Genomic DNA, 24,297 nt, shown 5'->3' on the forward strand with positions numbered 1-24,297 from the left:
GAGACCTAGAGCAATCCGCCAATGAGCCTTCTTGTGCCGCCCATGGCCGCCAGTCCGCCGGCCATGCCGGCGCAGTCGGCGACCCAGTCGAGGATATCCATATCGCGTGCAATCAGCTGCGCGCCTTGAAGCAGCTCGATCGCCGCGCCGGTAATGGCGAGGAGCACGACCAGCCTCGTCTTGTGTTCCGGCCAGCCGAGGCTTCCCAGCGCCGCCAGCACAGCGAACGCCGCGGCGTGGTTGAGCTTGTCATGCTGGAAGGTGAAGCCCATGTCCAACTCCTGCAGGAAGCGCACCGGCGAAAGCGCGAGCAGGAGAACAACGACCAAGGTGAGCAGAAAAACGATCCTTGCCATGGTCGAAAAAGAGTCTGTGCGCAACAAGATAGTCAACCCTTCATGTGAGGAGGCAATTCAGAAAGCACCAGGACTGGCACCGCTCTGCGGTTATCGACGCCATAAGCCAGCATCGTGACCACAATCAGACCGCCGGATCGGTTGCGGCACGCTCTACCCGGACCGTCCGGCCACAAAACGGATAGCGCATCACAGACCGCGACCGTTGCACCCCTTCAGACCAGAGGCAAATACCGCCTCTAGCCATGCTTCGAACGGGAGTCCCCGTGGCAGATCAGCGGAAACCCAGTTTTAGAGAAGGTCTCGGATATTGACAGGTGTTCCGGGTGGCAGGTCTTTCACCTTCGCAATAAGTTGGCCCATTATGTGCCAATAGACTTCCAGGTCCGACATCTCCTGGTTTTTGTTTTCGTCCTTGCCATTGAGAAACAATGGTATCTTGTAGCCGATGCATTGGTTGTAAGCCGGCTCGGCGCCACCGGCCTCGCGCCAATCCGCGTAAAGGTTGGCGGCCAACGCCGCGTCTTCATCCTCTATGACATCGACCTCATGGAAGGTGCGGATGTTGGCCGGCACCTGGAGCGCCTGCCCCGTGCCCGGCTCGAACATCACGACACCAGGTTCCCCTTGTTCCAGCCTTTGGCTATCGACTGCAAGCGCCGTCCCCAGCCAATCATAACCAAAGCAGGTGATCCGGCCGGTGAATTCCGGAAAACCCAGGCAGACACGTGCGTTCCAACGTGCCACGTCCTGCGCCCGGATTATCCTGTACAAACCGTGTTTGAACGAAGCGCCGCCGAAGCTGGTCAGCAACTCGGCTAATCCAGGCACTTTCGTATCCAGGGGGAAATTGCCGGTGTCCGCCGGCATCCTACTATCCACCGGGAAGTTTTGGCGAAATATCTCGAACATTGCGATCTCCAATCTACCAGCCGATCAATCTGACGGTGCCTAACCTACTCTTGCCGAACGTCGAACGGCTTGATGGTAGCGGAAGGGAGACCTCGTTCATCAAGCACATCGAAGACTCGCTCCGATAAGACGAGGTTAAGGTTCTTGGCGATGCCGAAGTCATCGTGACCCGCTTTCCCGCTCACCTTCAGCCACACGAAAGATGGAAGCTTTACGTCGGGCTGCTGTTCGCGGAAATCTTCGGACGTTATGACTTCAACAGGGGCGAATGCCGCTCCGGTGAAGCCGATTTTTGATAATGCGTGCGCGGCCTCTTCCGTCACGAGAAAACATGGAAAGCTTGTTATAAGAACATCACCGATCCATCCCTCCATCTGGTACACAAGCTTGCTCACGATAGGAGGGTGGACACTGGTATCCATGATAGTGCCGTCACCCAATCCACCGGCCACATCGGGCAGAATGTCATAGTATCTCATCAGTCACCTATTGGTGGATCGAACAAATGTCCAATATTTCTTGTCGATTTCAGTAACATAGTCAAGGACCTTCTGGCGGGTAGCGTGAGGGTTGTTCTTATAGAAATATTCCCACTCGTTCCGAATGACCTTCTGGTGCAAATTTATGTCGAACTCTTTCCGGATTCCGCGAAGATTCTCGATTGAATGCAGCTCTTGCTCTGTAAAAAGCCCGGGATACCTTTTAAAAACTCCCTGCTCGACGCCATGATGCACTATGTAGTCGCTTTTGTTGAGACTAGGATTCGCGTCGAAAAAGGTTTTTCGATAGTCCTTGAATGGAGACCACCCAACCTTCGCCCCGGCATGTTTAACTTTGGACGTATCCCTAGCAAGCATCGCACCTAGTAACGCGGTATCAAAGGCACTATCGGACATTTCACCGGCTCGCGTCTTCCGGCGTGGGCTTGGTGGCGAGACCGAGCGCGCAAGCGCTTGCTGATGTCTAAGCGTTTCGGCATCTACACCATGAACAAGCGCCTCGCCGCCTTCGGCTAGGGCAGTTGGCAGCCTCGAAAATATTGGGAGTTTCTCTACCCATGGCTTGGCAATCTTCGCGGCAGCGCGTTCCAGGGCCACCGCCGCGAACCTATTGCCAGGAATTGCGCCCACGGCATTGAGCAGTATTTCGTCGTAGTTGCCCTCCAGCGCTGCATTTCCAGCCTTCTCCAGTGCAAATGACGTCCCCAACGGCGTGAAGTCGGCCACCGAGATGCTGTCTTCGCCAAGCCCATCGGAGCCCACGAGTTTTTGCGCGAGAAGACGCCACAGGCTCCCCCGCTCACTGTCGCCGGCTATCAATCTCCCGAGCCACTCTTGATTCGTCGGTAAGTAGTTGGTGAGTTCCGCGTTTGATACCGATCGTCCTGGCTCGACAGTGTTGGCCAAATCGAGCAGCATCATCGGGTCGACTACAGCTGCCCGGACCGACCTGTCCGCGACGCTGTTGTCTGTTTGGGACGCGCTGGTCTGAAGCAGGTGGCTCAGTACCGCTTCGCGCGCGACTTGATTCGGTAGTGCGGCGAACACATTGCGCAGCTCTGCGGTCTGGTCTTGGGGCTGGGCCTTGAGTTTGCCGACAATGTCCTCAGCGACGGAGTTGGGTAGCGGCTGGGCGGTCTCAAAACCCAACTGTTGCTGGGCGGCGATGGAGCCAATGATCGCCGCCTGATAGTCTTCCGGGTTCAACAGGTTGCTCCAGGCCGCATCAAGGTTCGCGAATGCCTCGCGGACATAGCCGCCTGGATCGGCCTGCCTGGCCTTGAACGTCAGGTCCGCGGCGGTGGCGATAGCGTCGTGCCGCGCCTTGTCCTCTTCCGGCGTTGAACTATCTGCGGTGGGGTCGGCGTCCTTGACCATGGCCAGCACGGCGTTATTCGACAGGTCGCGCATGCCGTGGAATTGACGATTAATCTCAACGGTCCTGTTGAACGCCTCGAAGCGCCTGGCGCCTTCAGTAAAGCCATAGAGAGCGACGAACTGTTCCGGCGTTGGGATCGGGCCGGAATAGGTTCCATTGTCCCTGATGTCGGCCGGCGCATTCTGCTCGGCCAGGATAATGTTTGTGCGTTTTTCGACTTGCCGCATCGCGTCGGCGGCTCGGGCCTGCTGGACCAACCCTGGCCGCTCTTCGGGGGCAATGTCGTCCTCAAAGGCCAGCGCTAACCTTTGGTCCGGCGTAAGCTTGCCTACCCGATCACGGAGCGAAGCCGGTGCGGCAGTTCCATCCGCTGGAGGCCCACCCACAGCTTCGATGGTATCGTCCTTGGTCCTGCCGTCAGTCGCAGCCGACCCCCCACCCAGCACCTCCGCAGCACGCTTCGGGTCTTGGGCGATCATCGCCTGGACGAGCGCCTTTGCCGTGTTGCTGCGCCAGGCGGCCTCGGCCGCTTGCCTGGCAAGCGGGTTGCCCATCTTGCCGATCAGGTCGAGCCCGCTCTGCCTGATCGCCTCGAATGTTCCTGTGTCGTCCGGATCGCTTTGCGCGATCGAGCCGGTGTAGATTTGCTCGACCTTGCTCCACTCGGCCTGTTCATAGGTCTGGCGCCGCGCGTGCTGCTGGGCGGCCATGCGCGCCGAGCCGGCGAGCCGCAATGCCTGCTTTTGCGCCAGGAAATTGGCGCGTTCGCTCTCCGGCACTTTGGCCGCGGTGTCGTCGAACATCTGGTCGAACAGGCCGGGCTTGACGACGCCGTCGCTGCGCGGATCGAGCTGGCCATACATGAAGTCATGCAGCCGCTGCCGTCGACCGGCGCGGTCTGCACCGCCACGGTCTCGGCGTGGGCGATGCGTGCGTTCAGCTCGCGGCCGATAATGTCGGCGTCGAACGCATCCTGCTGCTGCTTCTGCTGCCGGAAGCGCTCGGCAATCGCCGAGAGCTCGTCGCCAAAGCCTTGCATGGCGGCGCCCACCGGCGAGCCGTTGGGATAGGAGGCCACATTGCCGGTATCGAGCCGGCGCTGGGCAAGCTGGAGCGGGATGGTGGCCATCAGTAGAGGCCTCCGCCCGGCACCGGCGGGAAGGCGCTTCTGCCGAACGTCACTGCCTTGGCCGGGTCGTAGAGGCCGGAGATCCCCGATACGAAACTGCTGCCGGCCTTGAAGATCGAGGCGCCCACCGCCTGCCTGCCGGAAAAGCGCGCGATCGCCGCCTGCGTGGCGAGACCGTTCTGGCGCAGCTGCGAGCCGTACTGGATCGTCTTGAGGTCGAGCTGGCCCTGCCTGGCATTGGCCGCCAGCACCTCGGTCGGCGAGCCAGAAATGGCGACGCCCGAAGCGCCGGCCTGGGCGCGCGCCTGCGCCTGCAGAAGGTCCTGCTTGTGGCGCTCCTGACCCTGCTCGAAGGCCGAGCTTTGGGCGTCGGCCCGCGCCTGCTGTTCATAGGCCTTGGCCTGGTACTCGGCCATTTGCTTCGGCTGCTGGCCTTCCGCCAGCGCGCCGCCGACGGAAAGCGCCGTGCCGATAAGAGCTAGTGTGCACATGGGTCAGCCTCGTTCGCCGGCGGGAATGAATTTGCTTTTGATGCCGTCGACCGGCGCGCCGATCGCAGGGCGCCGGTCGAGCACGCCGCCGGGGCTGAGGAAGGACAAAAGCAGCCGGTCGGCCTGGATTGCCGGGCGGCTGAGACGCGATGGCGCGGCGGCTCGCAGGCCGGCCATGGCGGTGCGCCGGATGGTGGTCAGGTTGACCTTCAGGCCGACGGCGCCGTCGGCATCGAAAAGGCCGTTGGCGGCGATGACGGCGCGGCTCAAGGCATCGGCCGCGAACAGCTCCTGGCGCAGTTGCTCGATCAGTTCGTGAACGCTCTTCCAGCGCTCACCGAGGGAGGCCGCCTTTGTTCGGATCTCGGCGCCAAGCGCTTCAATGTCGATGCGGGCTTCGCTTCGGGCGGAGGCGATGCGGCGCTTGTCGGCCGTCTCGATGGTCCTCTCGACGAGCGCAATTGCATCGTTGCAGTCGTCTAATGCGGCACGCGCCGCCGCCAGGTCGCCGTCGCCGAAGATCGCGCGATCCTCGGCCTGTTGCAGCTCCTGCTTGCGGGCGATCGCATCGTTGAGGGCGGTGTCGAGCAAGGCGATGACGGCTACAAAATCGGCAGCCGTCCGCGCCTTGCCGAGTTGCTCGGCATGGGGGATTTGAGTCACTGATGGATTCCCTTGGTTGGAAGGATGAGTGGGTTCGCGCAGCTGCCGATCTCCCCCCTCGTGGGGGAGATGCCCGGCAGGGCAGAGAGGGGCGCGAAGGATCGCGGCTTTAGCTAACTGCGGTCAGGCCAGGATGGCGTAAGGACGTAATTACGATTGGTCGGCGGGACAGCGCCCCTCTCTGTCCTGCCGGACATCTCCCCCACGTGGGGGAGATCGGCCGTCATCAAGGGTCTCGCCAACTTGCAACGAGACGTTTCTAAGGCTCGGCGTCCAACACCGGTGTCATCGCCCTGATCGTGCAGGGCGTTGGATTGACGTGGCGGATCTTCACCCGCCCCTGCCCTTCCCAGCTATCGTCGATCGGCACCTCGACATTGCCGGTGAACAATTTGACCATGCCGTCGGGCGCAACCACGGACGGGATGCGAACCTGCTCCCAGCGGCCGCGGATGAACGACTGGACCTGAAGCCCGGTTGTGTCGGCTTCCAGCAGCGAAAGAATGAGCTTGGCGACCTTCTTGCGCCGGCCGACGATCGAGCCGTCGCGGCCGCCGACGTCGAGCTCCAGCGTGTTGGCTTCGGACTGGTAGCCGAGCCCGACCTGCCATTTGGCTGCCGTAGCCCCACCGGGCAGCGAAACCGCGCCAGCGGCCACAGCAAGGCCCTTGTAGACCTTGCCATCGGCCAGGACGTCGACTGTTTCGCCGTTGAGATGATCAAGCCCTGAGACCGTGCCCACAGCGACGCCATCATAGGTCAGGCCGCAGTCGATTTCGAATGCATCGCCGATCCCGCCATACTCGAACGGCGCGGTCTTTATTTCGATATAGCGCCTGGTCACGCCGCCGATGGTGCGCTTGACGATCAGCCAGAGATCGTCGTTGCCGTCCTGGCCGGGCATCACCACGGCGCTCTGGTGGATATGCATGCCGCGAACGTCTTGCGACGGCTAGTGCGTGTAGCCGCCGAGCTCGCCATTCCCGAGCGGGAACCACAGCAGCGGATCGGGGTCGGTCTGGAAGGCGAGTTCGACGACGCCTTTCTTCGGAATGTGCTCCGATATTTGACCGACATCGTCGGAGGTGAAGCGGCCGGTGGCGTTTTGCGTCAGCTCGGCGATCGATTTGCGGGAGCGGGTGACATAGAGGAACGACTGCCCCGCATCGACGGGACGCAGCGGGGCACAGCCGAAAGTACGCGACCGACGGTTCTTGAACGAGGATGGCGTCAGCGCCTCGTCGATGCCGGAGCCCGACAGCGCCCTCACCCCGCCAAGCGTACCGATGATCAACGCACCGTCCGATTCCGCCACCCACGTAATGTCGTTGGCCTGACCCCCACCTGCCTGCACGAATTCCAGCGCGTCGGTGTCTTTCTCACCGGTGGCGAAGTTGTCGAAATCGCCGGTTTGCGAGGCATAGACCGAGAATTTTCGGCTGAACGCCAGGCGCTCCTCGTAAAGCGAACCGCTCTGGACATACTTGCCGGGCACGAAGGTGCCGAGACGCCAGCGGATGATCGGGCTGAGATCGGGCAGAGCCTGCCCATACAACTGGACCGTAACCACCGTCGTGCTGGTCCGGGCAGTGACCTTGGCCCAGCGCCAGAAGCCATCCGCGCCAAGCAGACGAATGGCGCGGCCGACATCGCTGGTCTGGAAGCCGATGCCGTCATTGATGCCGACGATCGAGGAGGCCGAGAGATCGAACGGCGTTTGCGACGGCGCGTATTCGTGCAGGGCCAGTTCGGCGATAGCGGTTCCATCGCTGCCGCCACCTGAAAACAGCAGCTGATAATATTCATAGGCAACCGTATTGCTGAAGCCGTCAAAGAAGCGGGTTTCCGACTTGGACCAGCCGGTCTCTCCGTCCCGGCTGTCGAGCGTCGTCCAGTCGGTGCCGTTGTGCGAGGCCTGGAATTGCCACTGGGTCGGCGATGCAGTGTCTGAGTGATCATTCGTCGCGGTAATCCAGTAGGCATCGACTGTCTTGGCCCCGCCGCCGCCGAACTGGTAGCGCAGATACCCGCTCGGAAAGCCCGCTATGTTCTCCCCCTTCTGCTTGTCCCCATCGAACACCTGCCATACGTCGGATGAGCCGTTGCTGTTGCTGACCGTGCCGCTTGGCAGCGTATTCGAGGCCATGACCGGCATGGCGTTGCCGGTTGCGGCCGGCGTCAACGTCGTGGCGGTGGTGTTGATTTTGTCGTATGGGCCGTCGAGAAAGACGAAATCGGCGAGCGTCCAAGTCGTGTGCGCGGTGCGCGTCAGCACTTTGACCGGATGATCCTTGTGGGTGATCCACATCTGGTCTGCCGACTGGACGAATTGCAGGTCGAACAGATCGGCCTCGAGATAAGGCGAAACGACTTCGACCGTGCCGACCCGCGCGCCATAGGCATAGACGCGGATGTAGAGATTGCCGAATTCGAGCGCATAGGCCTGGTCGGCCGAGAAGATGAACGGGATCAACCGTGTTGCCTTTGACGGAGCCTTCACCTCCGCGCAAAAATAGGTGCCGCCGCGCTTCCTGATGCCGCCATGCGGCAGCGTGACGAAGTTCGTGCATTTGGACAGCGCCGCCCGGTAAAGCTCGAGCGAGGCGCGAGCATGCAAGCGGGGAGAAATCTCGCCGCGGATGAAAGCGTCCTGGACCGGATAGAGCGTCGTCATCGGCCGACGCCCCGGCTGTCGCCGCGCTGGAAAGCCCAGGACGTCGTGGAAAATCTGCCGCCGCGCTGGATGGCATTGGCCGAATAGGCGGCATCCAGCGCCCTGTCATAAGCGCTGCGAGCGACGTCGATCATGCTGGCCTTGTGGGTCAAGGGATGGGCGATCTTGATGGCGAGCGCCGCAACCAGCACTTCGCTGAACAGCGCGTCCCAGTCGTTGGGGTCGGTCAGATTGGCGACATAGCGGATGACACGCGGCCCGGCCTGATCCGAATAGATCAGCCCGGCCTCCTGCCGCCATGAGAGCGGAACGCCGTCCGGCTCGCCATTCCCTGTCAGCGGCAACGGCCGCAGGCAATCGGCGGGAAGCTCATAGGCGAAGTTCAGCGTGCCAGCGCCGCTGCCGGTGTCGAAGCCGGCGACCGAGGCCGCCAGGATGGCGAAGACAAAGGCGTGCTTGGTCAATTCGGCCTCGCGGGTCAGGTCGAAATGCAGATTGAGCAGGCGCGCCGCCTTGGCGTCCTGGTCGAGGCTGTCGATCGGCGCCTCGTCGAGCACGGCGAGCGCCATGTTGGCGATGTCGAGCGGGGTGATGGCCATGGCTCAGGCCTCTCTCTGTGTGGTTGGTCGGGGAAAACGGGGCATGGTGCCTCCACGGCAAAAAGCCGCTTCAAGGCGGCTGGGGATTTCTTGTGATTTTGGCTTGGGCGGAACGTTGCACGTCTCGTGCATGGGGCCGTCACGACGCCAACCGCCCGTCAGGAAATGGCGTGGCAGACGCTTCGTCAGCCGTCTTTTTCCCATTCGAGCAAGGAAGACGGCAATGTTTGGGCTATTGCAGTTTCACGACACCGCCGCGCAACGCGGCGATGTCTTGAGTGAGATGTCATGAGTGAATTGGGTCAGCCGATGCGTGCGCTGGTCGAGATCCCTGTTTCGGCTGACTTGGCAAAGACGCTTGCTTTCACCCTTCCGGCACCTCCCGCCATGGCCAAGCCCTTGTCCAGGGCATCCTGAAGACTTGGTGTGTAGTAGGCGGTGTCCTCCAGACCGCTGAAGAAGTTTATCCGATGAACTTCCCCCTTCTTGCTCATGACAATGCCCGCTTTTCGGAGCACTTCCTGAACTGTCTTGTACTTCATGTTCATAGTTACCTCCCTTGCCGAGACAGGCAGCATCGTCCTTTCTTGTAACTGTTTGGTGCCGTCGATTGGCCAAAGGGCAACATGAATGTTGTAGCGAACCGCAAAATTCACATCACTCTGGCGCAGCGCAGCAGGTGAACTTGGGATTCGCCGCAGTGGCCGACCTGGCGTCCCGAAGGAGCGGGACGTCTGACGCCCGCCCCTTCGCCCGATCAGGCCTCGGTGGTCTTCAGCGCGATGAACGTCATGTGCTTGACGCTCGACGCCGTGCGGTCCCAGTTGGCCGCCAGCGCCAATTCCGCATCGGTGGCGAATTCGCCGGCCGAAGACGCGTCGAGAAAGCGGGTGCCCGGCACATGCGGCACGAAATGCCGGCGGCCGACCATTTCGGTGACGCCGCCGCCATGGCCCTGCCGCGGCTTGCGGTCGAACTCGAGCGGGCCGCCTTCGGTGTTGACCGGCAGCTCGTTCCACAGGATCGCCTTGTCTTTGAACATGAAGGCGGTGTAGACGCCGCCGGCGACCGGAATGTCGTCATCGACGACGGCCCTGAGCCCCATGTAATAGGGGATCAGCGGCCCGCCCTGCTCGGACGACGGCACATAGTCGATGAGGTCGGCGAGTTTCAGCGCCTTCATCTGTTTCGAATGCATCCAGATCGTCTTGAACTTGTCAGCGCGGTCGCCCATCAGATAGGCGGCCTCGATGATGTCGGTGTCGACGATGGAGGCGCCGGTGACACGCACCAGGTCGCCGCCGTCATTGGCGATGTTGTCGGCCAGCACGCCTTTCAGGATGCCGAGCAGCGTCAGCTTGTTGGCGCGCTGCCAGTAGTCGGTCTGGCGACGCACGATGAGCTTCTGCGGATCGTCGCCGGCAAGGATCGAGGTCAGGTCCGGGATGCCCCAGGCCTGCGCACGCACATTGCGGGCCGCGACTTCGCGGCGCGCGCCGATCTTCTTCATCTCGATCGAGTCGGCCGGGTCGTCATTGACCGGCTCGGACGGATCGTTGCCGAGGTCCTTCCAGCCGGGCATGTCGACGGAACGCCCGCCCAGGCTGAGCTTCGAGGCGATCGACGGGTCGGAAAACAGGATCCCGGCCTGGTAAATCTCCAGCGACTGGACGTGCTCCTCGAACGAGTATTGCGCATAGACGGACGGAACGATCGCGTCCGCGATACGGGTATAGGCGTCTGCCATTTTTGTCTTCCTTCAGGTTTGGGGTCAAAGAGGGTTGTTGGGCATCCACAGGTCGGGGTTTTCGCCGGCCTCGCGTGCCAGCCGCCGGGCGCGGGCGGGGTCGCTTTTGACCAGGGCCGAGATGCCAGTCAGGTTGCGCTCGCCGGCGGCATTGCGCTTGAAGGGGTTGCCTCCGCTCAAGGCTGCGCCGCCGTCGATCGTGTCTTCGCGGAACATCGCTTCGCCGATGGCGTGGAACGCCTTGGCGATCTGCGGGTCGGTCAAGGCACCGTCCGGCAGAAGGATGCCCTTCGCCTTGTAGGCATTGACCAGGCCGAGCTTCTTCATCGCCCGGTTGGCGACCTCGAGCTTCTGGCGAAAGCCATCGCTCCCGGTTGGTCCCCAATCCCTGACGAGGTCGTCGTGCGTCGTCTCGACCGAGCGGGCAACGGCGATTTGCTGTGCCTTAGCCTGCTCGGCCATGTAGCCGACGAAGCGGTCGTGATAGGCCTGCGCGACTTTCGGAGTAGCGCCTGCCTCGACCGCCCAGGCCTTGGACGCATTGGCGAGCTCGTCCGAATAGGCGAAGTTTTCGGGGAGCCCGTCGGGGCGCCTGTATTCGACCTTCTCGGGCGAGGTCAGCGGACGCATCGCCTCGGGCAGCCGGGCATGGAACCTGTCCCAGTCTTCCGCGGCTGCATCGGCTGCCGGAACGCGCAGGCTCTCACCCTGCTGCCGCTCCAACTCCGCATAGGAGGCGAAAACCCGATCGAGGCTTTCAGGCTTGGTCCAGCCCTTGGTTTCAGCAAGCTTGCGGTTGCCTTCGGAAAGACCGTCAAACCAACTTTTGGCCGTAGGCGGGGCGGACCCGTTGTCCCCGTTGGCCGGTGGCCGTGCAAGGTTGCCCGCCGGTGGCGCCGCCACCACGGACCCGGCGTCTGCCAGATCTGTCATGAGAAGATTCCTTTACTTGGGTTTCAATGCAAGGTGCCGGCTGGTTCAGCCGGGCTTAAAGCTTGCCAGTCCGGAGCTGCCGCGCGAAAAGAGGCAGCATGACCGGAGAGAACGAGGCCGCAGATTTCACCTTCGACGGCTCGAACATGTTCGAGCCGCTCATGGCGGCCGATCCGTCGTTCCGTGGGCAATGGGACAGGTTCCACGATGAATGGCGCGATGAGGCGGAAGAGCCGCTGTATCTTGCCTTGTCGGAGCTGGCTCTCCACCTGATTCACCATCTCGAAGCTGGAAAGACAGATCGCTTCAGCGACATTTTCGATGTCGTCGAGCGCTGGATCGTCGAAGGCAATCGCCACGTGCGGGAAGCCGCGATCGTCGGGCTGCTCGAAGATCTGCAGAACCCGAGCCTGCATCGCAGCACACACCCCGACCATTTCAAGCCATGGCTGCGGCCTCAGTCGGCTATCTGGTGGGCGAAACTCTACGCATTCTGGTCCGACGGAACGCCACTGGTCTAAGCCGGCCGGCCTCAGGCATTGTCGCCCCAGTTCTCCCAGAGCAGCGTGATCGTGCCCGTAACGGCAATCGTGCCGTCGGCATCGATATCCGTGCCGGTGGCAAACGCCAGGTTGAGATAGAGGTCGACCGGCGTCACGGTTCCGTCGAGCGTCAAGGCTGCGGCAACATCGGCAATCGACGCGCTCGACAGCGCGGCACCGGCGCCATCCAGCGTGCGGCCGGTCGCGGCCAGCACATTGACCATCGTCAAGGCGAGCGCTGGGGTCGACGCTGCCGCCGAGCCGAGCGACCAGGTCAGCGCGGCATTGTCGTTGATGGTCGACGCGCGGGTAGTCAGCACCGCGAACTGCAGCCGGGCCGTACCGCCCTTGATACGGATCTTGCCATCGATGAAATCGAACAGCTTCTGGCTGGCATAGGCCAACGCATCGGTGACCGGCACCGGCATGGCATTGAAGGAGAAGACGGTGCGGTAGGCGCCGCCCTGTCCGGTCGTCCTGGCGGTAAGCCCCGCCTTGGGCGGGGCAAGGCCGGCTTCTCTGGCGGCGGCACGCGAAAGCGTCCGGGCAAGACCTCGGGTCATTTGGTTTCTCCATTTTTGGGATTTGAGGAAGAGTTGGCCACTGCGTGGAAAGAGCAGATCGGGCACATGGGGCCGTCAAAGATTTGTCTCGTCTGGGCATCGTCTGGCCGAGCCGTCGTCTCCGGCCGTCAGACAAAAACAACCATGTCTTATTTCGTGAGGCACGGTGCCTATGTTCCGCCGCAAATGCGACCGTACTTGGCAAAATCAGCCTGCGTATTAGTTCATAAACTTCAAGGGAGTATCAGACGATGACCATGTCCAGAGCCATTGCCGCCATGTTCGTAACCGCCGCGCTGGCAGGCTGCGCGCAGACCGAAGCTCAGCAGAGAACCAGCACCGGTGCGCTCCTCGGCGCCGGCGCCGGCGCGCTTGCCGGCCAGGCGATCGGCGGCAACACCAAGAGCACGGTCATCGGTGCCGGAGCCGGCGCCTTGCTGGGCGCCGTCGTCGGCAACGCCACCACGCCGCAGCCGCGCAGCGAACAGCTTTGCCGCTATCAGGATCGCACCAGCGGCCGCATCTACACCGCCCCCTGCGACGACCGGTATTACAACGGCGATTATTGAGCGTAGAACGCGGTTGGCGCGGTGGAGCCAGCTTCAGCGGCTAGTGCATGTCGCCCAAAGTTTGCAGCGGCTCTAGGACAACGACATGGATGAAACAAAGACTTAAGGGCGTCGATACGCGACGCCCTTAAGGGACGATCTGTCAAGCCAAGCAGGGTGTACGGCGAGGCAGAATTACGGGCATCATCCGTCAATTCGCAATTCCAATCAGAAGAACGTTCAACCCACGAAATTTTCGTCCACGAACATCTCCGCAAATTTCTGCGGTGTGAGAGTTACATCATTGTCGCGGGCGATTTTGAGGTTCCTTGCCCACATATCCCGGATTGCTGCAGGCATTCCCTCAGGCATGTGCATGGCCTGGGCTATTGCGTCATGCCATTGTCCATCGCCGCCATAGATAGATTGCAGTTTGGGGCCCATCTTTTTCAAGCCATCCTCCGACTCCTGAGAAAGTTCTCCGATGGCCCAGAGCACATAAAGCTCCAGTAGCCTAAGCAGCGGCTGTCCATCATAACGTGGGTCAGTCGACATATTACCTCTCACGCATCATTGGTAGCGTATTCGATGAGCCGTTGGCAGATGGCTGACAGGCTGGGCTTCTCTTGCAGCGACGCCACCCAAGCCTCGGTAAACTCGATCGCGATGAATATTTCGATGAAATATGTCAGGCCCGCTTTGGCTGCCTTGGCAGGCACCAATGCATCTTCCGGCTCAGTCGCAACCATTGCATCTGAACCTTCCGTCCAAGGCTCCGCCACATAAATCGTGTCATCCTCGTCAAAATCTGAGAGCCTTCCAACGATGTCTAATAATTTGATTATTTTCCCCATAAAGAAAATCCTCCTCGGCTATTCGGGTGCAGGGTCTTCTGGAAGATAGTCCCAGGGTCATGTTGGGATCTAGGGACGAGTTGCATTACTCCGGGTGGTTGGTGGACTTGCACCATGATCGGCCCAAGCGGCTCATGGCCTCCGCAAGGTCAGTGCTCCCGCACCCTACCCCTCCGCCCGTGCCGCCTTCTCCAGCGCCGCCTTACGCAGAATCGCGATAGCTCGATTCCAGTAGCGCACCGCTTCAAAATGCTCTTGTCTGGTCAGCCAGGTCTTGTTCTCCAAACTGATTGGATCGCCGCCAACGATAATCGGTGTAATCTCAAACAGCTCCATGCCCTTGGGGCGCAAATATCTATGTTGGTCACTCATTTTCAGTCCGCCAACCGAGCAAATAGATCGCTGAGGTCACGCGCTATCGTCTCAGCGGCTTGCCGATCCATACCTATGAATGGGATGCGCACGATTGGCATGGCCGCATTTTCAGTGTCGAAGCCATAGCCTTCACCTCCTCCGTTAGATGCGAATAAGAGGATGCCTGGCGCATACTTTTCAACCTCATATTCTCGATTGAAGTCAGCCAATTCTTCGGCCTTGAAAAAAATAATATAGTTATCGCCGATGAAACCTTCGCCTCCATTGTGCTCTTTGAGGAAGTCGATGTAATCCTTGGGCAGCGCGACTCCCAACTGTGCGGACAGGCCATCGACGACTGCGGGTTCAGCCGGTGCGTAGAACTGTCCCTCGGTTAAAATGTGTCCCATTGCTATCCTCCCAGGTCATTCAGCAACTGATTCCACCACGGCGTAACCTGTTGCCGATGAACATCGCGAGGTAGAACGATTTTGTTGGAGAAGTCGATCGGGCTGCCGCCAAACCTGGATTGATTTCATGCACATCCACTGCAGCGCGCGAACTAAGGCGACAATAGCGCCTACCGACCGTCGTAGGGCTCAACCGTCGCGGACGGGATACCAAAGCGGTCGAGTAGATCCAGCACACGCTTCGATATGACCAGACGCAGATCACCGGCGATGCCGAAATCATCATGACCTGCCTTTCCATTCACTTTCAACCACACGAACTGCGGGAGTTCTACGTCGGGTTGCAGTTCCAGAAAATCTTCCGACTTCGTGATTTCGGCGTGAGCAAAGTTCGCACCCGAGAAGCCGATATTCTGCAAGGCTTGCTTGACTTCAGCCACGACGAGAAAGCACGGGAAGGTCGTTACGATAACATCGCCGAACCATCCTTCCATCTGGTAGATGAGTTTGCTCACAACAGGGGGATGAACGCTTGTGTCCATGATGGTGCCGCGGCCTATTCCACCAGCGACATCGGGCTTTATGTAAAAATAATCCATCACTCACCTAATGGGGGATCAAAAAGATGGCCATATTTTTTATCAATATCAGTCACTTTATCAAGAACTTCTCGGCGCGAGGCCACTGGATGACTCCTGAAGAAATCGTCCCATTCGCCCCTAATAACTTTCTTGTGTAAATTTACATCGACTTTTTTGTTTATCCCCCGCAAATTCTCGATCGAGTTTAATTCTTCTTCAGCAAACAAACCTCGATATCGGTCTAGGATCTGCCGCTCGAATCCATGGTGAACCACGTGGTCGCTGGGATTTAAATTTGGATTTCGACGGAAGAATGTTGCGCGATAATTTTTGAAGGCTCCCACCCTACTGTTGCTCCGGCATATTTAACTCGTGCCGGATCCCTGGCCAGCATTGCGCCCAGCATTGCATTGTCAAATGAGCGTTGGGATTTTGGCACTGGTGTAAAAGCGGAGCTAGCTAGCCCTTTCTGGTGCCGGAGAGTTTCGGCGTCCACGCCGCCGCCGAGTGCCTCGCCTTCCTCAGCTAGCTTGCCGGGCCGCTTGTTGGCGATGAGGCCTTTGGCGCGCTCCGCCGCGATGCCACCGACCGATTCAACTGCGCGCGTTATCCCTTTCTCGGCAACAGCAGCTCGACCAAACCCAAGCCAGTTCAATGCATCATTTCCCTGATGCATCATCAGATTTTCATCGCGGTTCAACGGCTCGTAGTAAGCACCCGTGAAATCGGGCGGGCTGAGTGTTGCCTGGGTATTGCCGTCGGCGGCCAGAGTAGCCAGTTTGGCCGCGAGTTCGGCTGCGCCTATCCCTGCATTAACAGCCACCTTGCCAAGGGCTTTCGCATCTGATGCGAACACCGAGAGCGTCGAAGGGGCCTTGTAACCAGCGACCGGAATGATCCAGCCCAGACCGGCATCGGCCAGTTGCCGGGCCACGGCCGCCTCAGCGACAGGGCCAGACGTTCCCGCAAGCAATCCGCCTAGCTTCGCATTTTTGTCCTGCTGGTACGCAATGCGGCTGTCATAATTATCGGAGAGATCACGGAGAATGACCTGCGGCACGGGCTGGATGTTCTCGACACCCAATTGTTCCTGTGCGGCGACAGACATGGCTATCGCTTTGTCATAGGCGTCCTTGTCATAGCCGTTTGGATCCTCAAGCCCGCCGCCGATCACGGCTTTCCAGGCAGCATCGACATTGGGAAATACTTCGCTGACGTAGCCTCCGGCATCGATTCGCCTGTGGTTCATGACCAGCCCTACCGCAGTACCGGTCGCCTGACGGCGCGTCTGGTCTTCCTGCGAACCGCTCGGCCCGGAATCGGCATCGCGTAGCGCCGCATGGATCGCTTGGTTCGGCATGGTGCGCATGCCGAAAACCTGCCTGCCGACATCGGCTCGCCAGTCGAAATCCCGGAAGCGTTTGTCGCCCTCGTCGAGCCCATAGGCGATCCTGAAGGCGTCCCGGCCGGGTATCTTGCCGGAATAAGCGCCAGTCCTTGCGATGGCGTCCGGCGCGTTCTGTTCGGCCATGCCGATGTTGGTACGAAGCTCGATCTGCTGAGCGGTTCTCGCCGCCTCCGCCTGTCGGGAAAGCGCTGCCTGTTCTTCTTGCGGAAGGTCGTCCCTGAACGCTTGCGCCAGTATTTCATCAGGCGTCTGCTTGCCGACGCGGTCACCCTTCGCCGCCGCCGCATTGGGCGCACCAAAGGCGCTGGAACCACCAACGGCTTCGGCGGTGTCGTCCTTGGTTTGGTTCTCAGCCTGCGCCGCACCCAGCATCTCGGCAGCACGTTTCGGGTCCTGGGCGATTATCGCTTGAACCAGTGCCTTGGCCGTGTTGCCGCGCCAGGCGACTTCGGCCGCTTGCCGGGCAAGCGGGTTGCCGATCTTGGCAATCAGGTCAAAACCGTTCTGCCGGATCGCCTCGAAGTTCCCGGTGTCCTTCGGGTTGCTTTGCGCGATGGCACTGGTGGAGATGTTGTCGACCTTGGTCCACTCGGCCTGCTCATATTCGTCGCGCCGCTGAAGCTGCCTCGCCGCCATCCGTAGTGAGCCGGCCTCGCGCAATGCCTCCTTCTGCCTGGCGAAATTGGCGCGTTGGCTTTCGGGCATTTTCGGCACGGCATCGGCGAACAGCGTGTCGAAAAGGCCGGTCTTGATCATCCGGCCAGTACGCGGATCGACCTGGCCATACATCGTGTCGTGCAGGCCGCTGCCGTCGGCGGGTGCATTCGCCACCACCTCGTCTTCCGCCTGCCCGATCTGGCCGTTGAACCGACGGCGCGCGAGGTCGGCGTCGAACGCCTCCTCCTGCTGCCTCCGCTGCTGGTAGCGTTCGGCGACGGCAGAGAGCTCGTCGCCAAAACCCTGCATCGCCCTGCCGACCGGCGACCCTTCGGGATAGGAGAGCACATTGCCGGTATCGAGCCGGCGCTGGGCAAGCTGGAGAGGTATGGTCGCCATCTATTTGTGTCCTGCCATGAGCGCGCCGGGGATCGTGGCGCGGCGCTGCCGCGCGCCGGCCCCGTGCCGCCGCCTTCGTCGGGTCATGAATTTTGGAGGGGTCGCCAATGAGAGTGTCGCCGGCACTGAAGATGCTGGCGGTCTGCGCCGTCGGCTAAATGGCCTCGGCAAAATATTGTCATTCCCTTATGAGTTGGCCGGGCTCGCGGATTCCCGTGAACGATCGGTCGGAGCAGGCCATGACCGTAGCAAGGCCGGAGCTCCTACAGTCCCTACCCTTCCAGCCTCGCCGACTTCTCCAGCGCCGCCAGTTGCGCTTCGTCCAGCGTCAAAAACCCCATAATGTGCTGCACCACTTCGGCGCGGGCATTGCTCAGCGCGCTGTGCAGCTCGAAGCCGCTCGGCGTCTTGGTCTTGGCCAGCCACTCGCCATAGGACGGACGGCGGTAGTAGCCGGTCGCGGCGGTCAAGTCGGCCAGCACCATCTCGCCGTCCTGGCCTGAAAACACCCTGAGATAGGCCTTGGCCAGGGCATCCCGCGCCTTGGCCGGGCCGCCGGCCTGGCTGGAATGGGCGAAGCGTTTGCCACTCATGCGCCCTGCCCACCCGAAGCATCTTGCACACCCTGCGGCATCAGCCCGCCGAGCCCATCGAGCAGGCCGCTATCGCGCGCCTGCACTGCCGCCGGCACGGCATCCTTGGCCAGCTTGCCGGCAGCAACGATCGACGCCATGCCTGCTTGTGCGGTTTGAGCCTTGGCTCTGGCATCGCGGATGCCGGCCACCTCGTCCTGGCGGCGAAAGATGCGCTGCGGGCTGCGGCCGGCGCCCTGCACGATCTTCAGCGCCTCGTCGCCGTCGATATTGTCCATGATGCCGGGATCGAATTGCGCCATCTGCATGGCCGTGGTGACCACCTGGATGGTGTCGCGGGCTTCCGCCGAACGGCGCAGCACGTCGAGCGGCCCGGTGAAGGTCGGCCGCAGCGCCTTGCCGGCAAGGCTCGCCGGCGGCAGGAAGCGGCTGTCTTCCTCGTAAAGTCCCTTGTCTTCGAGAATGCCCAGCTCGCGGTCGAGATTAGAGGCAAAGCCGGCCTGGATGATCGAGCCGGACGGCCCGAGCAGCGCGCCCTTCTCCTCCTGCCGGATCAAGGCCTCGGTCGCCGTCATCTGCGGGTTCTGCACCAGCGTCTGGAACAGGTTGACGAACATCATGTCGCGGATCTCCTCGGCCCGGCTGTCGGCATAATTGAAGGCATAGGTCGGGTTCTGGCCGGTGGCGATCGGCGCGATCAGCGGCCGGCCGGCATCGTCGATGAGGCCGGGATAGTTCTCGCCGGGATTGAGCACCGGCACATAATCGAGCCTGGCCTTGGAGGCGGTCGCCGGATCGGTGATCTGCTGCAGCGCGCGCAGGCCGGAGCGCCGCACCGCGTTCTCCTCGCGCACCGTCGTCAGCGCCTCGATGGTCGGCGAGATGCCGTAGGGATCGCCCTCGTAGCGGCGCCAGTTGAAGCACGATACCGGGAACGAGCGAAAACCGCTTTCCCTGACGATCGCCTCCTCGTCCTCGATCACATGATAGGACGCGAACGCCGTGTCGAGATACTGGTAGGCGCCGCTCAGACTGTACATCTTGCGCTCGTCGCGCGGCTGGATGCACTGGATCAGCGAGATTTTTGTCTCGCATTTGGCGGGGTCGTCGACCAGAATCTTGATCCGCGCCGGCAGTCTGTCGTAGCCGAGCAATTGCGCCGCCTGCCTTGCGGTGCGCTCGTAACGGCGGTGGAAAATGTCGACCTGGCCCCAGCGGTTGCGCGAGAGATAGCCCTCGACCACCGGGATCGAGGCATAGCGGATCAGCGTGCCGCCAAAACCTTCCTCGGCATAGAGATAGGCCGGGCCGTAGCGCACGACATTGCGCAGGCAGGCCTGCGTTGCCGGCACGAAATTGGAATTGGCGGAATAGCGCAGCGAGAACAGGAAGTCGCGCAGCGCTTCCGCCCATTCCTTTTCCTCGTCGGTCTCCTCGTCGTTGATGGCTGCAGTCGACAGCCCATGCCATTTCTCCGACTGCGGAATGATCAGGCTTTCCAGCCCCGCGGCCAGCCGGTTGGCGGCCGAGTTGATGGTGTTGGCGTAGACGCGCGCACCGCGCCGCTCCTGCCGCTCAGCCTGCGAATCGACGCCGGCCTGGCGGCGGCCACTCCACATATCGGGCGCGTCGGGATCGCAGAATTCGGACACCGCCTCCCAGACATGCTCATACTGGCTGCGCTCGCTCTCCAGTTCAGCCTGTCGCGACAGAATATCGCGAGCACGGGAATCGCTCATGGTCAGCCTCGCTTGATGAACTCAATGGGAAAAAGAAATGGCGGGCGCGCCGAAACCGCCGATCTCCCCCCTCGTGGGGGAGACGTCCGGCAGGACAGAGGGGGGTCGTCTCGCGTGGATCGGCGACCCCCTCTGTCGCCTTCGGCGACATCTCCCCCTCAAGGGGGGAGATTGGAAGCGCCTTATTCCGCCGGCGTCGTCTCCAGCGCGGCTTTGCGCCCAAAGCGCTGCACCACGAAGCGTCCCATCTTCTGGCCGGGTACTTCGATCAGCGTATAGGTGATCCAGGACAGCAGGCACACCACCGGCAAGACGACGACAACAACGATCGCGAAGCGCAGCGGCGCCGACAGCTCGTGGCCGAACTGGGTGATGACCAGAGCCGCCACCGGCTGGAGAACCAGCAGATGGATCAAATAGATGCTGAAGGAAAGCTCACCCACCAAATGAAAGAACCTGTTGGCCAGCGTCATGGCGATCTTTCTGGCCACGATACCCGCCATTCCCGGCAGCATGCGGTAGAGAACCAGGGCAAAGAACCCCAGGACGAGCACTTCGCGCATCAACAGCTTACCCAGCCCATAGCCGCCGCCGAAGGGCAGCGCCGCCAGCAGCATGGCCAGTGCCAGATGCACGAAGGGCCGCTTCTGCCTTTGATGGACGACGCCCGCCAGCAGCATCCCGCACAGGAAAATCTGCATCTTCAACGGCAGGAACGACGGCATCGGAAAATGCACCGACAACTGCCCCATCAAGAACACCATCGCGCTGCCGATCGCCGCGGTCAGGATGGCCGCCCATAGCCAGTCAAGCCTGCGCACCAGCAGCATGATGGCCGGAAACAGTGCGTAGAACTGCATCTCCAGCCCGAGGCTCCAGTCGGGCAGCGGCGTGCGATAGGCGAAATTCGGCACCAGGCCGAACAGGAACAGCAGATGGGCGCCGATGTTTTTCAAGCCGCTGTCGAGATAACGCTCGGGCGCCTGCGGCGACCGCAGCAGGAACTCGTCGATGATCATTCGCGACCCGTAGAGATAGGGGCCGAGCGCCAGGGCAGCGAACAGCATGACGTAGAACAGCGGCGCTATCCTGAAATAGCGGCGGGTCCAGAATTTCAGCCAGGTTTCCGGCCTTTGCCAGGGCTCCTTGTCCTGGCGCAGCTGGTAGTGGAACACCATCAGGAAGCCGGACAGCATGATGAAGAGATCGACGCCGAGGTCCGGTTCGCCAAGAATAGGAATCTGCCAGCCGGTCAACAGCAGGCAGTGCCCGATGAGCACCCAGATCGCGGCGAGCGCCCGAAGCCCGTCCAGGCACTCGATGCGCGATGCTTCCGTCATGCCGAACTTTTCGATAGCCATGTTGCAATGCAGCATGGCGGCTGAAGGAGGAATGTCAACCGTGCGGAGGGAACACGAATTGCGCTTGGTTGTAACGGAAAACGCGGAACACCTGAGGGCAATTGTAGAGGCATGCGCTTGAACACCCCCCTCTGTCCTGCCGGAGGTCTCCCCCTCAAGTGGGGAGATTAGCGGCTTGGAGGACAGCGCCTTTTCTGCACCCTCGAAAATTGGCGAAGACGTGATGACAGCCAATCTCCCCACTTGAGGGGGAGATGTCCGGCAGGACAGAGGGGGGCGCGAAGGATCGCGGCTTATGTGATCCCTGCAGGCAAGCTCCCGTCTATCGCTTCTTCACCAACCGCGCATGCCGCCGCCAGTACCACCACGCCAGCACCCGGTTGCGGAACACTCTTCTCATGGCGCCCATGTCACACCCCCAGCAGCACGCGGCGCTGGCCGGTCAGCTCACTGGGCGACAGATCGGTCTTCACCGTTCCTGCGCTGCCGTCATTGGCCGCAAGCTGGGCCCGCAAGGCGGCTTCGCGCGCCTGCACGTCCTTGTCGGCAATGGTCGGTGTCGGTGGCAACGGCTTCAGCGCCGGCGGCTTTTGAAAAAGGCACATGGTTTTCTCCAAAGTGAGAGGCTCTTGTCCAGTCGTAGAGCAGAAAATCCTCGCCGTTCCGGCCATAGCCCGGCAGGCGGCAGCGTTGCGTAGCGCCCAGCCGGGCAAGCCAGCGCAGCGCCAGTTGATTGGCCGCCAAGGCGCGGGCCTCGACACGCCAGGCGCCGCGCGCCGCAACTTCAGGCCCGAGCACGGCATGAAAGAATTCCGTAATCCCAGGCACGCAGCGCCTCATGCGGCGCGTGCCCCAGCTCCAGGCGATCCAAAGTCCGCTCCGCTGTTCGGCAGCGCCGAAGCCGGCCTCCGGATTGCCGTCGAGCTCGGCGACATAAGCAAAGCCCTGCAGCGCCGTCAGCGCCAGCAGCGCCGGCGACCAGTGGTCGAACTGGCAATCGATCTCGGCCCGGTCCTCGAGCCGGAGGTTGGCAGCGATGTAGGAGAGGTCGCGCAAAGTGGCGGGAATGATGCGGAGGATCATGTTGGGTCACTTTCCGGCACGCTGCGAAGCGGAGAGCCCTAGGGAAACGAGGCGCCAAGCTAGATTGACTCTCTTTGCCGTCTGGATTTCCTTGGCCTGTGACTTGTGGATGTACCTATGGGAACAAGCGCATGACTTGTAGTAACTGCGCGCCGATCGAGGAGACCCGTACGATCTTTAGCACCGGTCGTCTCGCGGCGGCGATCACGATGGCCAAAGAGGCCATACGCGACGGTATTCTGCAGCAAGTACCGGGTGGTCCTATGTCGAGTGTCATCCCGCTTTCGGATCTCAACCCGGATGGACCATGGGACGATCTGCTTCGTTACCGCTTTCGCTGCACGACCTGCGCACAGGTTTTCTTGCTCTCCGCAGAGACCTATCATGGCAGCGGCGGCGAATGGGCTAAGGAGCCCGGCTAAGCTTTTCGGCGCTTCCTCACCGAAACGCCCCCAGCGGATCGGCCTGCCCGGCCTTCCGCCTGGCCGCCTTGAACATCGCCGGGTCGACCTGCGCCTCCCTCAGCATCATCACGCCGTAGCGGGTCGCGGCCATCAGATCGTGGCGCAGCTTCACCACTTGGCCGTCCCTGCGATGATAGAGACGGAACTCCTCGAACCAGGGCAAAAGCGTCGAAACCATCTTGAAGCGGCCTGATTGCATGCGGCCAAGCATCGGCCCGACCGCCACCGAGCCGCCGGCGAACTGCGCGCGGGTGCCAAGCCTCTATTTGTAAGCCACTGCTGCGCTTGCAGGTCCCGCCAATGGAATAATCTCGCAGCGACTAAACCCTGCCTCTTTGCACCACTCGGTGAACTGGGCGCCGGTGAAGTCAAACGCCTCGCCAAATTCGATCAGCATGTTCAGCGACATCATGAGACCGAAGCCGTTTTGCCTGCGTTCATCGTCGATGATGTTCTCGATGGCGACCAGCGCGCCGCCGGTCGGCAATGCACGATAGGCCTTGGCGATCAGCATTTTCTTGTTCTCGAGATTCCAGTCGTGAAGGATCATTCCCATCGTGATGATGTCCGCCTTGGGGAATTCGTCCGCGAAGAAGTCGATCGTCTCGGCGATGACCCGGCCGCCGAGATTGCGCTCCCTCAAGCGCCGTTCGGCGATCGGCTGCACATCGGCGAGATCGCACGTCCGGCATTGCATGTGCGGATGCCGCGCCGCGACGATGGCCGAAAGCTGCCCGGTTGCGCCGCCTATATCGGCCAGCGTCTTATAGTTGGAAAAGTCGAATTTCTCGGCAAACGCTGTGAAATTGCCCATGGAGATGCCGCTCATCGCGTCCATGAACTGCTCCAGGCGCGCCGGGTCCGCATAGAGCTCGCCGAACATCGACTTGCCTGTCTCCTTGATCTCGTTTTGAGGCTTTCCGGTTTGCAATGCCGGTGTGAGATCGCCCCAGAACCGATACAGTCGTGCGTTCGCCATCTCAAGGATTCCACCGATGTATTGGGGGCTCCGCTTGACCAGGAACAGCGCGGTCGATGGCGTATTGCCGTATTTGCCGGTTTCACCGGCGCCGTCCCTCTGCAGCAATCCGAGCGCGACGAGGGTGTCGAGAAAATCATACGTTGCGCGCGGATGCAGCCTCATCGCGCCTTGCAGTTCGAGGCCCGTTTTGGGGCCGTCCGCAAGCAGCGAGAAGAGTCCCAGTTCCACGGCGCTCAACAATGTCTTGGCTGGCCAGAACCCAAAGCCAATTTGCAGTATGTGGTCTGGAGAAATTCCGTTTTGCATCTGATCCTCCCCTATCGGCGAATGCCCCGGTGAGGCCACGCCGATGCGTCCCTTGAGCGGGATCATTCGAT

General features: G+C 61.3%; 30 protein-coding genes. 4 read left to right on the top strand and 26 right to left on the bottom strand.

The annotated features are described in order from the left end of the window. Positions 1-5: 5 nt before the first annotated feature. The 4 genes from NKJ40_RS06225 to NKJ40_RS06240 all read right to left on the bottom strand — a co-directional run bounded on the left by NKJ40_RS06225 (position 6) and on the right by NKJ40_RS06240 (position 4,009). Positions 6-356 (bottom strand): hypothetical protein, encoded by a 351-nt coding sequence (locus tag NKJ40_RS06225; protein ID WP_352465323.1) that lies wholly within the window; start codon positions 354-356, stop codon positions 6-8. 291 nt (positions 357-647) lie between these two features. Further along, positions 648-1,268 carry a DUF1851 domain-containing protein gene (locus tag NKJ40_RS06230; protein WP_352465324.1) on the bottom strand — a complete coding sequence of 207 codons (621 nt, stop codon included), beginning with the start codon at positions 1,266-1,268 and terminating at the stop codon, positions 648-650. 44 nt (positions 1,269-1,312) lie between these two features. Further along, a complete protein-coding gene (locus NKJ40_RS06235) occupies positions 1,313-1,747 on the bottom strand; it encodes a hypothetical protein (protein ID WP_352465325.1) in 435 nt (144 codons plus the stop codon). A gap of 3 nt (positions 1,748-1,750) precedes the next feature. Then, entirely contained in the window at positions 1,751-4,009 is a 2,259-nt protein-coding gene (locus tag NKJ40_RS06240) for a hypothetical protein (protein ID WP_352465326.1), read from the bottom strand. A gap of 56 nt (positions 4,010-4,065) precedes the next feature. Between NKJ40_RS06240 and NKJ40_RS06245 the strand changes: the two genes are divergently transcribed. Beyond that, positions 4,066-4,281 (top strand): hypothetical protein, encoded by a 216-nt coding sequence (locus NKJ40_RS06245; protein WP_352465327.1) that lies wholly within the window; start codon positions 4,066-4,068, stop codon positions 4,279-4,281. On the opposite strand, the gene NKJ40_RS06250 is transcribed toward NKJ40_RS06245, so the two are convergent. The 8 genes from NKJ40_RS06250 to NKJ40_RS06285 all read right to left on the bottom strand — a co-directional run bounded on the left by NKJ40_RS06250 (position 4,275) and on the right by NKJ40_RS06285 (position 11,382). Further along, on the bottom strand, positions 4,275-4,766 hold the full coding sequence (locus NKJ40_RS06250; protein WP_352465328.1) for a hypothetical protein: 492 nt from the start codon (positions 4,764-4,766) through the stop codon (positions 4,275-4,277). The genes NKJ40_RS06245 and NKJ40_RS06250 overlap by 7 nt on opposite strands. A 3-nt stretch (positions 4,767-4,769) precedes the next feature. Then, on the bottom strand, positions 4,770-5,429 hold the full coding sequence (locus tag NKJ40_RS06255) for a hypothetical protein (protein ID WP_352465329.1): 660 nt from the start codon (positions 5,427-5,429) through the stop codon (positions 4,770-4,772). 259 nt (positions 5,430-5,688) lie between these two features. Further along, positions 5,689-6,360, bottom strand: coding sequence for a phage tail protein (locus NKJ40_RS06260; protein WP_352465330.1), 672 nt, complete (start codon positions 6,358-6,360; stop codon positions 5,689-5,691). 21 nt (positions 6,361-6,381) lie between these two features. Then, entirely contained in the window at positions 6,382-8,103 is a 1,722-nt protein-coding gene (locus NKJ40_RS06265) for a phage tail protein (RefSeq protein ID WP_352465331.1), read from the bottom strand. Beyond that, positions 8,100-8,702, bottom strand: a complete 603-nt coding sequence (locus NKJ40_RS06270; RefSeq protein ID WP_352465332.1) for a phage connector family protein — start codon at positions 8,700-8,702, stop codon at positions 8,100-8,102. Before NKJ40_RS06270 ends, NKJ40_RS06265 begins: the two co-directional genes overlap by 4 nt. 302 nt (positions 8,703-9,004) lie before the next feature. Continuing rightward, positions 9,005-9,250 carry a hypothetical protein gene (locus NKJ40_RS06275; protein WP_352465333.1) on the bottom strand — a complete coding sequence of 82 codons (246 nt, stop codon included), beginning with the start codon at positions 9,248-9,250 and terminating at the stop codon, positions 9,005-9,007. A gap of 209 nt (positions 9,251-9,459) precedes the next feature. Further along, entirely contained in the window at positions 9,460-10,449 is a 990-nt protein-coding gene (locus NKJ40_RS06280) for a Coat protein (RefSeq protein ID WP_352465334.1), read from the bottom strand. Between the two features lie 24 nt (positions 10,450-10,473). Beyond that, positions 10,474-11,382, bottom strand: a complete 909-nt coding sequence (locus NKJ40_RS06285) for a hypothetical protein (protein WP_352465335.1) — start codon at positions 11,380-11,382, stop codon at positions 10,474-10,476. A 98-nt stretch (positions 11,383-11,480) separates the two neighbouring features. Here NKJ40_RS06285 and NKJ40_RS06290 point away from each other — a divergent pair, with 98 nt between their 5' ends. After that, positions 11,481-11,903, top strand: coding sequence for a DUF7674 family protein (locus tag NKJ40_RS06290; protein ID WP_352465336.1), 423 nt, complete (start codon positions 11,481-11,483; stop codon positions 11,901-11,903). 11 nt (positions 11,904-11,914) lie between these two features. Here NKJ40_RS06290 and NKJ40_RS06295 read toward each other — a convergent pair whose 3' ends face one another. Next, the gene (locus NKJ40_RS06295) at positions 11,915-12,487 is read right to left on the bottom strand and encodes a hypothetical protein (RefSeq protein WP_352465337.1); all 573 of its coding nucleotides are present in this window, start codon (positions 12,485-12,487) and stop codon (positions 11,915-11,917) included. A gap of 251 nt (positions 12,488-12,738) precedes the next feature. Here NKJ40_RS06295 and NKJ40_RS06300 point away from each other — a divergent pair, with 251 nt between their 5' ends. Further along, positions 12,739-13,056: a YMGG-like glycine zipper-containing protein gene (locus NKJ40_RS06300; protein ID WP_292654509.1), complete on the top strand. Its 318-nt coding sequence runs from the start codon at positions 12,739-12,741 to the stop codon at positions 13,054-13,056. Between the two features lie 219 nt (positions 13,057-13,275). Here the strand turns inward: NKJ40_RS06300 and NKJ40_RS06305 are convergent, their stop codons facing one another. The 11 genes from NKJ40_RS06305 to NKJ40_RS06355 all read right to left on the bottom strand — a co-directional run bounded on the left by NKJ40_RS06305 (position 13,276) and on the right by NKJ40_RS06355 (position 22,474). Continuing rightward, on the bottom strand, positions 13,276-13,590 hold the full coding sequence (locus tag NKJ40_RS06305; RefSeq protein ID WP_352465338.1) for a hypothetical protein: 315 nt from the start codon (positions 13,588-13,590) through the stop codon (positions 13,276-13,278). An 8-nt stretch (positions 13,591-13,598) separates the two neighbouring features. Beyond that, complete coding sequence (locus NKJ40_RS06310) at positions 13,599-13,889, bottom strand: hypothetical protein (RefSeq protein ID WP_352465339.1); 291 nt, start codon at positions 13,887-13,889, stop codon at positions 13,599-13,601. 165 nt (positions 13,890-14,054) lie between these two features. Beyond that, positions 14,055-14,261: a hypothetical protein gene (locus tag NKJ40_RS06315; protein ID WP_352465340.1), complete on the bottom strand. Its 207-nt coding sequence runs from the start codon at positions 14,259-14,261 to the stop codon at positions 14,055-14,057. Positions 14,262-14,263: 2 nt separating this feature from the next. Then, positions 14,264-14,653 carry an SMI1/KNR4 family protein gene (locus NKJ40_RS06320; RefSeq protein ID WP_352465341.1) on the bottom strand — a complete coding sequence of 130 codons (390 nt, stop codon included), beginning with the start codon at positions 14,651-14,653 and terminating at the stop codon, positions 14,264-14,266. A gap of 170 nt (positions 14,654-14,823) precedes the next feature. After that, positions 14,824-15,252 (bottom strand): hypothetical protein, encoded by a 429-nt coding sequence (locus NKJ40_RS06325; RefSeq protein WP_352465342.1) that lies wholly within the window; start codon positions 15,250-15,252, stop codon positions 14,824-14,826. After that, positions 15,252-15,461, bottom strand: coding sequence for a hypothetical protein (locus NKJ40_RS06330; protein WP_352465343.1), 210 nt, complete (start codon positions 15,459-15,461; stop codon positions 15,252-15,254). Before NKJ40_RS06330 ends, NKJ40_RS06325 begins: the two co-directional genes overlap by 1 nt. 62 nt (positions 15,462-15,523) lie before the next feature. Next, entirely contained in the window at positions 15,524-17,608 is a 2,085-nt protein-coding gene (locus tag NKJ40_RS06335) for a hypothetical protein (protein ID WP_352465344.1), read from the bottom strand. A 362-nt stretch (positions 17,609-17,970) separates the two neighbouring features. Continuing rightward, complete coding sequence (locus NKJ40_RS06340; RefSeq protein ID WP_352465345.1) at positions 17,971-18,291, bottom strand: Bbp19 family protein; 321 nt, start codon at positions 18,289-18,291, stop codon at positions 17,971-17,973. After that, entirely contained in the window at positions 18,288-20,030 is a 1,743-nt protein-coding gene (locus tag NKJ40_RS06345) for a portal protein (RefSeq protein ID WP_352465346.1), read from the bottom strand. Before NKJ40_RS06345 ends, NKJ40_RS06340 begins: the two co-directional genes overlap by 4 nt. Positions 20,031-20,212: 182 nt before the next feature. Next, positions 20,213-21,391, bottom strand: coding sequence for an acyltransferase family protein (locus tag NKJ40_RS06350; RefSeq protein WP_352465347.1), 1,179 nt, complete (start codon positions 21,389-21,391; stop codon positions 20,213-20,215). A gap of 489 nt (positions 21,392-21,880) precedes the next feature. Then, a complete protein-coding gene (locus NKJ40_RS06355; RefSeq protein WP_352465348.1) occupies positions 21,881-22,474 on the bottom strand; it encodes a hypothetical protein in 594 nt (197 codons plus the stop codon). 131 nt (positions 22,475-22,605) lie between these two features. On the opposite strand from NKJ40_RS06355, the gene NKJ40_RS06360 reads away from it, so the two are divergent. Beyond that, positions 22,606-22,896, top strand: a complete 291-nt coding sequence (locus NKJ40_RS06360) for a hypothetical protein (RefSeq protein ID WP_352465349.1) — start codon at positions 22,606-22,608, stop codon at positions 22,894-22,896. A 16-nt stretch (positions 22,897-22,912) separates the two neighbouring features. On the opposite strand, the gene NKJ40_RS06365 is transcribed toward NKJ40_RS06360, so the two are convergent. Together NKJ40_RS06365 and NKJ40_RS06370 are read right to left on the bottom strand one after the other, a co-directional pair. Further along, complete coding sequence (locus tag NKJ40_RS06365; RefSeq protein WP_352465350.1) at positions 22,913-23,164, bottom strand: hypothetical protein; 252 nt, start codon at positions 23,162-23,164, stop codon at positions 22,913-22,915. 36 nt (positions 23,165-23,200) lie between these two features. Further along, entirely contained in the window at positions 23,201-24,226 is a 1,026-nt protein-coding gene (locus tag NKJ40_RS06370; RefSeq protein ID WP_352465351.1) for a methyltransferase, read from the bottom strand. Positions 24,227-24,297 lie beyond the last annotated feature (71 nt).

Origin of the sequence: Mesorhizobium sp. M0119 (assembly GCF_040322615.1) — a bacterium.
Taxonomy (GTDB): domain Bacteria; phylum Pseudomonadota; class Alphaproteobacteria; order Rhizobiales; family Rhizobiaceae; genus Mesorhizobium.

Coding starts and splice junctions, on each gene's coding strand:
- NKJ40_RS06270 (WP_352465332.1), bottom strand. CDS start 8,702: ATGGCCATCACCCCGCTCGACATCGCCAACATGGCGCTCGCCGTGCTC.
- NKJ40_RS06370 (WP_352465351.1), bottom strand. CDS start 24,226: ATGCAAAACGGAATTTCTCCAGACCACATACTGCAAATTGGCTTTGGG.
- NKJ40_RS06360 (WP_352465349.1), top strand. CDS start 22,606: ATGACTTGTAGTAACTGCGCGCCGATCGAGGAGACCCGTACGATCTTT.
- NKJ40_RS06320 (WP_352465341.1), bottom strand. CDS start 14,653: ATGGGACACATTTTAACCGAGGGACAGTTCTACGCACCGGCTGAACCC.
- NKJ40_RS06325 (WP_352465342.1), bottom strand. CDS start 15,252: ATGGATTATTTTTACATAAAGCCCGATGTCGCTGGTGGAATAGGCCGC.
- NKJ40_RS06345 (WP_352465346.1), bottom strand. CDS start 20,030: ATGAGCGATTCCCGTGCTCGCGATATTCTGTCGCGACAGGCTGAACTG.
- NKJ40_RS06300 (WP_292654509.1), top strand. CDS start 12,739: ATGACCATGTCCAGAGCCATTGCCGCCATGTTCGTAACCGCCGCGCTG.
- NKJ40_RS06265 (WP_352465331.1), bottom strand. CDS start 8,103: ATGACGACGCTCTATCCGGTCCAGGACGCTTTCATCCGCGGCGAGATT.
- NKJ40_RS06250 (WP_352465328.1), bottom strand. CDS start 4,766: ATGTGCACACTAGCTCTTATCGGCACGGCGCTTTCCGTCGGCGGCGCG.
- NKJ40_RS06355 (WP_352465348.1), bottom strand. CDS start 22,474: ATGATCCTCCGCATCATTCCCGCCACTTTGCGCGACCTCTCCTACATC.
- NKJ40_RS06340 (WP_352465345.1), bottom strand. CDS start 18,291: ATGAGTGGCAAACGCTTCGCCCATTCCAGCCAGGCCGGCGGCCCGGCC.
- NKJ40_RS06305 (WP_352465338.1), bottom strand. CDS start 13,590: ATGTCGACTGACCCACGTTATGATGGACAGCCGCTGCTTAGGCTACTG.
- NKJ40_RS06290 (WP_352465336.1), top strand. CDS start 11,481: ATGACCGGAGAGAACGAGGCCGCAGATTTCACCTTCGACGGCTCGAAC.
- NKJ40_RS06235 (WP_352465325.1), bottom strand. CDS start 1,747: ATGAGATACTATGACATTCTGCCCGATGTGGCCGGTGGATTGGGTGAC.
- NKJ40_RS06280 (WP_352465334.1), bottom strand. CDS start 10,449: ATGGCAGACGCCTATACCCGTATCGCGGACGCGATCGTTCCGTCCGTC.
- NKJ40_RS06230 (WP_352465324.1), bottom strand. CDS start 1,268: ATGTTCGAGATATTTCGCCAAAACTTCCCGGTGGATAGTAGGATGCCG.
- NKJ40_RS06285 (WP_352465335.1), bottom strand. CDS start 11,382: ATGACAGATCTGGCAGACGCCGGGTCCGTGGTGGCGGCGCCACCGGCG.
- NKJ40_RS06260 (WP_352465330.1), bottom strand. CDS start 6,360: ATGCATATCCACCAGAGCGCCGTGGTGATGCCCGGCCAGGACGGCAAC.
- NKJ40_RS06295 (WP_352465337.1), bottom strand. CDS start 12,487: ATGACCCGAGGTCTTGCCCGGACGCTTTCGCGTGCCGCCGCCAGAGAA.
- NKJ40_RS06315 (WP_352465340.1), bottom strand. CDS start 14,261: ATGAGTGACCAACATAGATATTTGCGCCCCAAGGGCATGGAGCTGTTT.
- NKJ40_RS06225 (WP_352465323.1), bottom strand. CDS start 356: ATGGCAAGGATCGTTTTTCTGCTCACCTTGGTCGTTGTTCTCCTGCTC.
- NKJ40_RS06335 (WP_352465344.1), bottom strand. CDS start 17,608: ATGCAGGGTTTTGGCGACGAGCTCTCTGCCGTCGCCGAACGCTACCAG.
- NKJ40_RS06310 (WP_352465339.1), bottom strand. CDS start 13,889: ATGGGGAAAATAATCAAATTATTAGACATCGTTGGAAGGCTCTCAGAT.
- NKJ40_RS06350 (WP_352465347.1), bottom strand. CDS start 21,391: ATGGCTATCGAAAAGTTCGGCATGACGGAAGCATCGCGCATCGAGTGC.
- NKJ40_RS06275 (WP_352465333.1), bottom strand. CDS start 9,250: ATGAACATGAAGTACAAGACAGTTCAGGAAGTGCTCCGAAAAGCGGGC.
- NKJ40_RS06240 (WP_352465326.1), bottom strand. CDS start 4,009: ATGTATGGCCAGCTCGATCCGCGCAGCGACGGCGTCGTCAAGCCCGGC.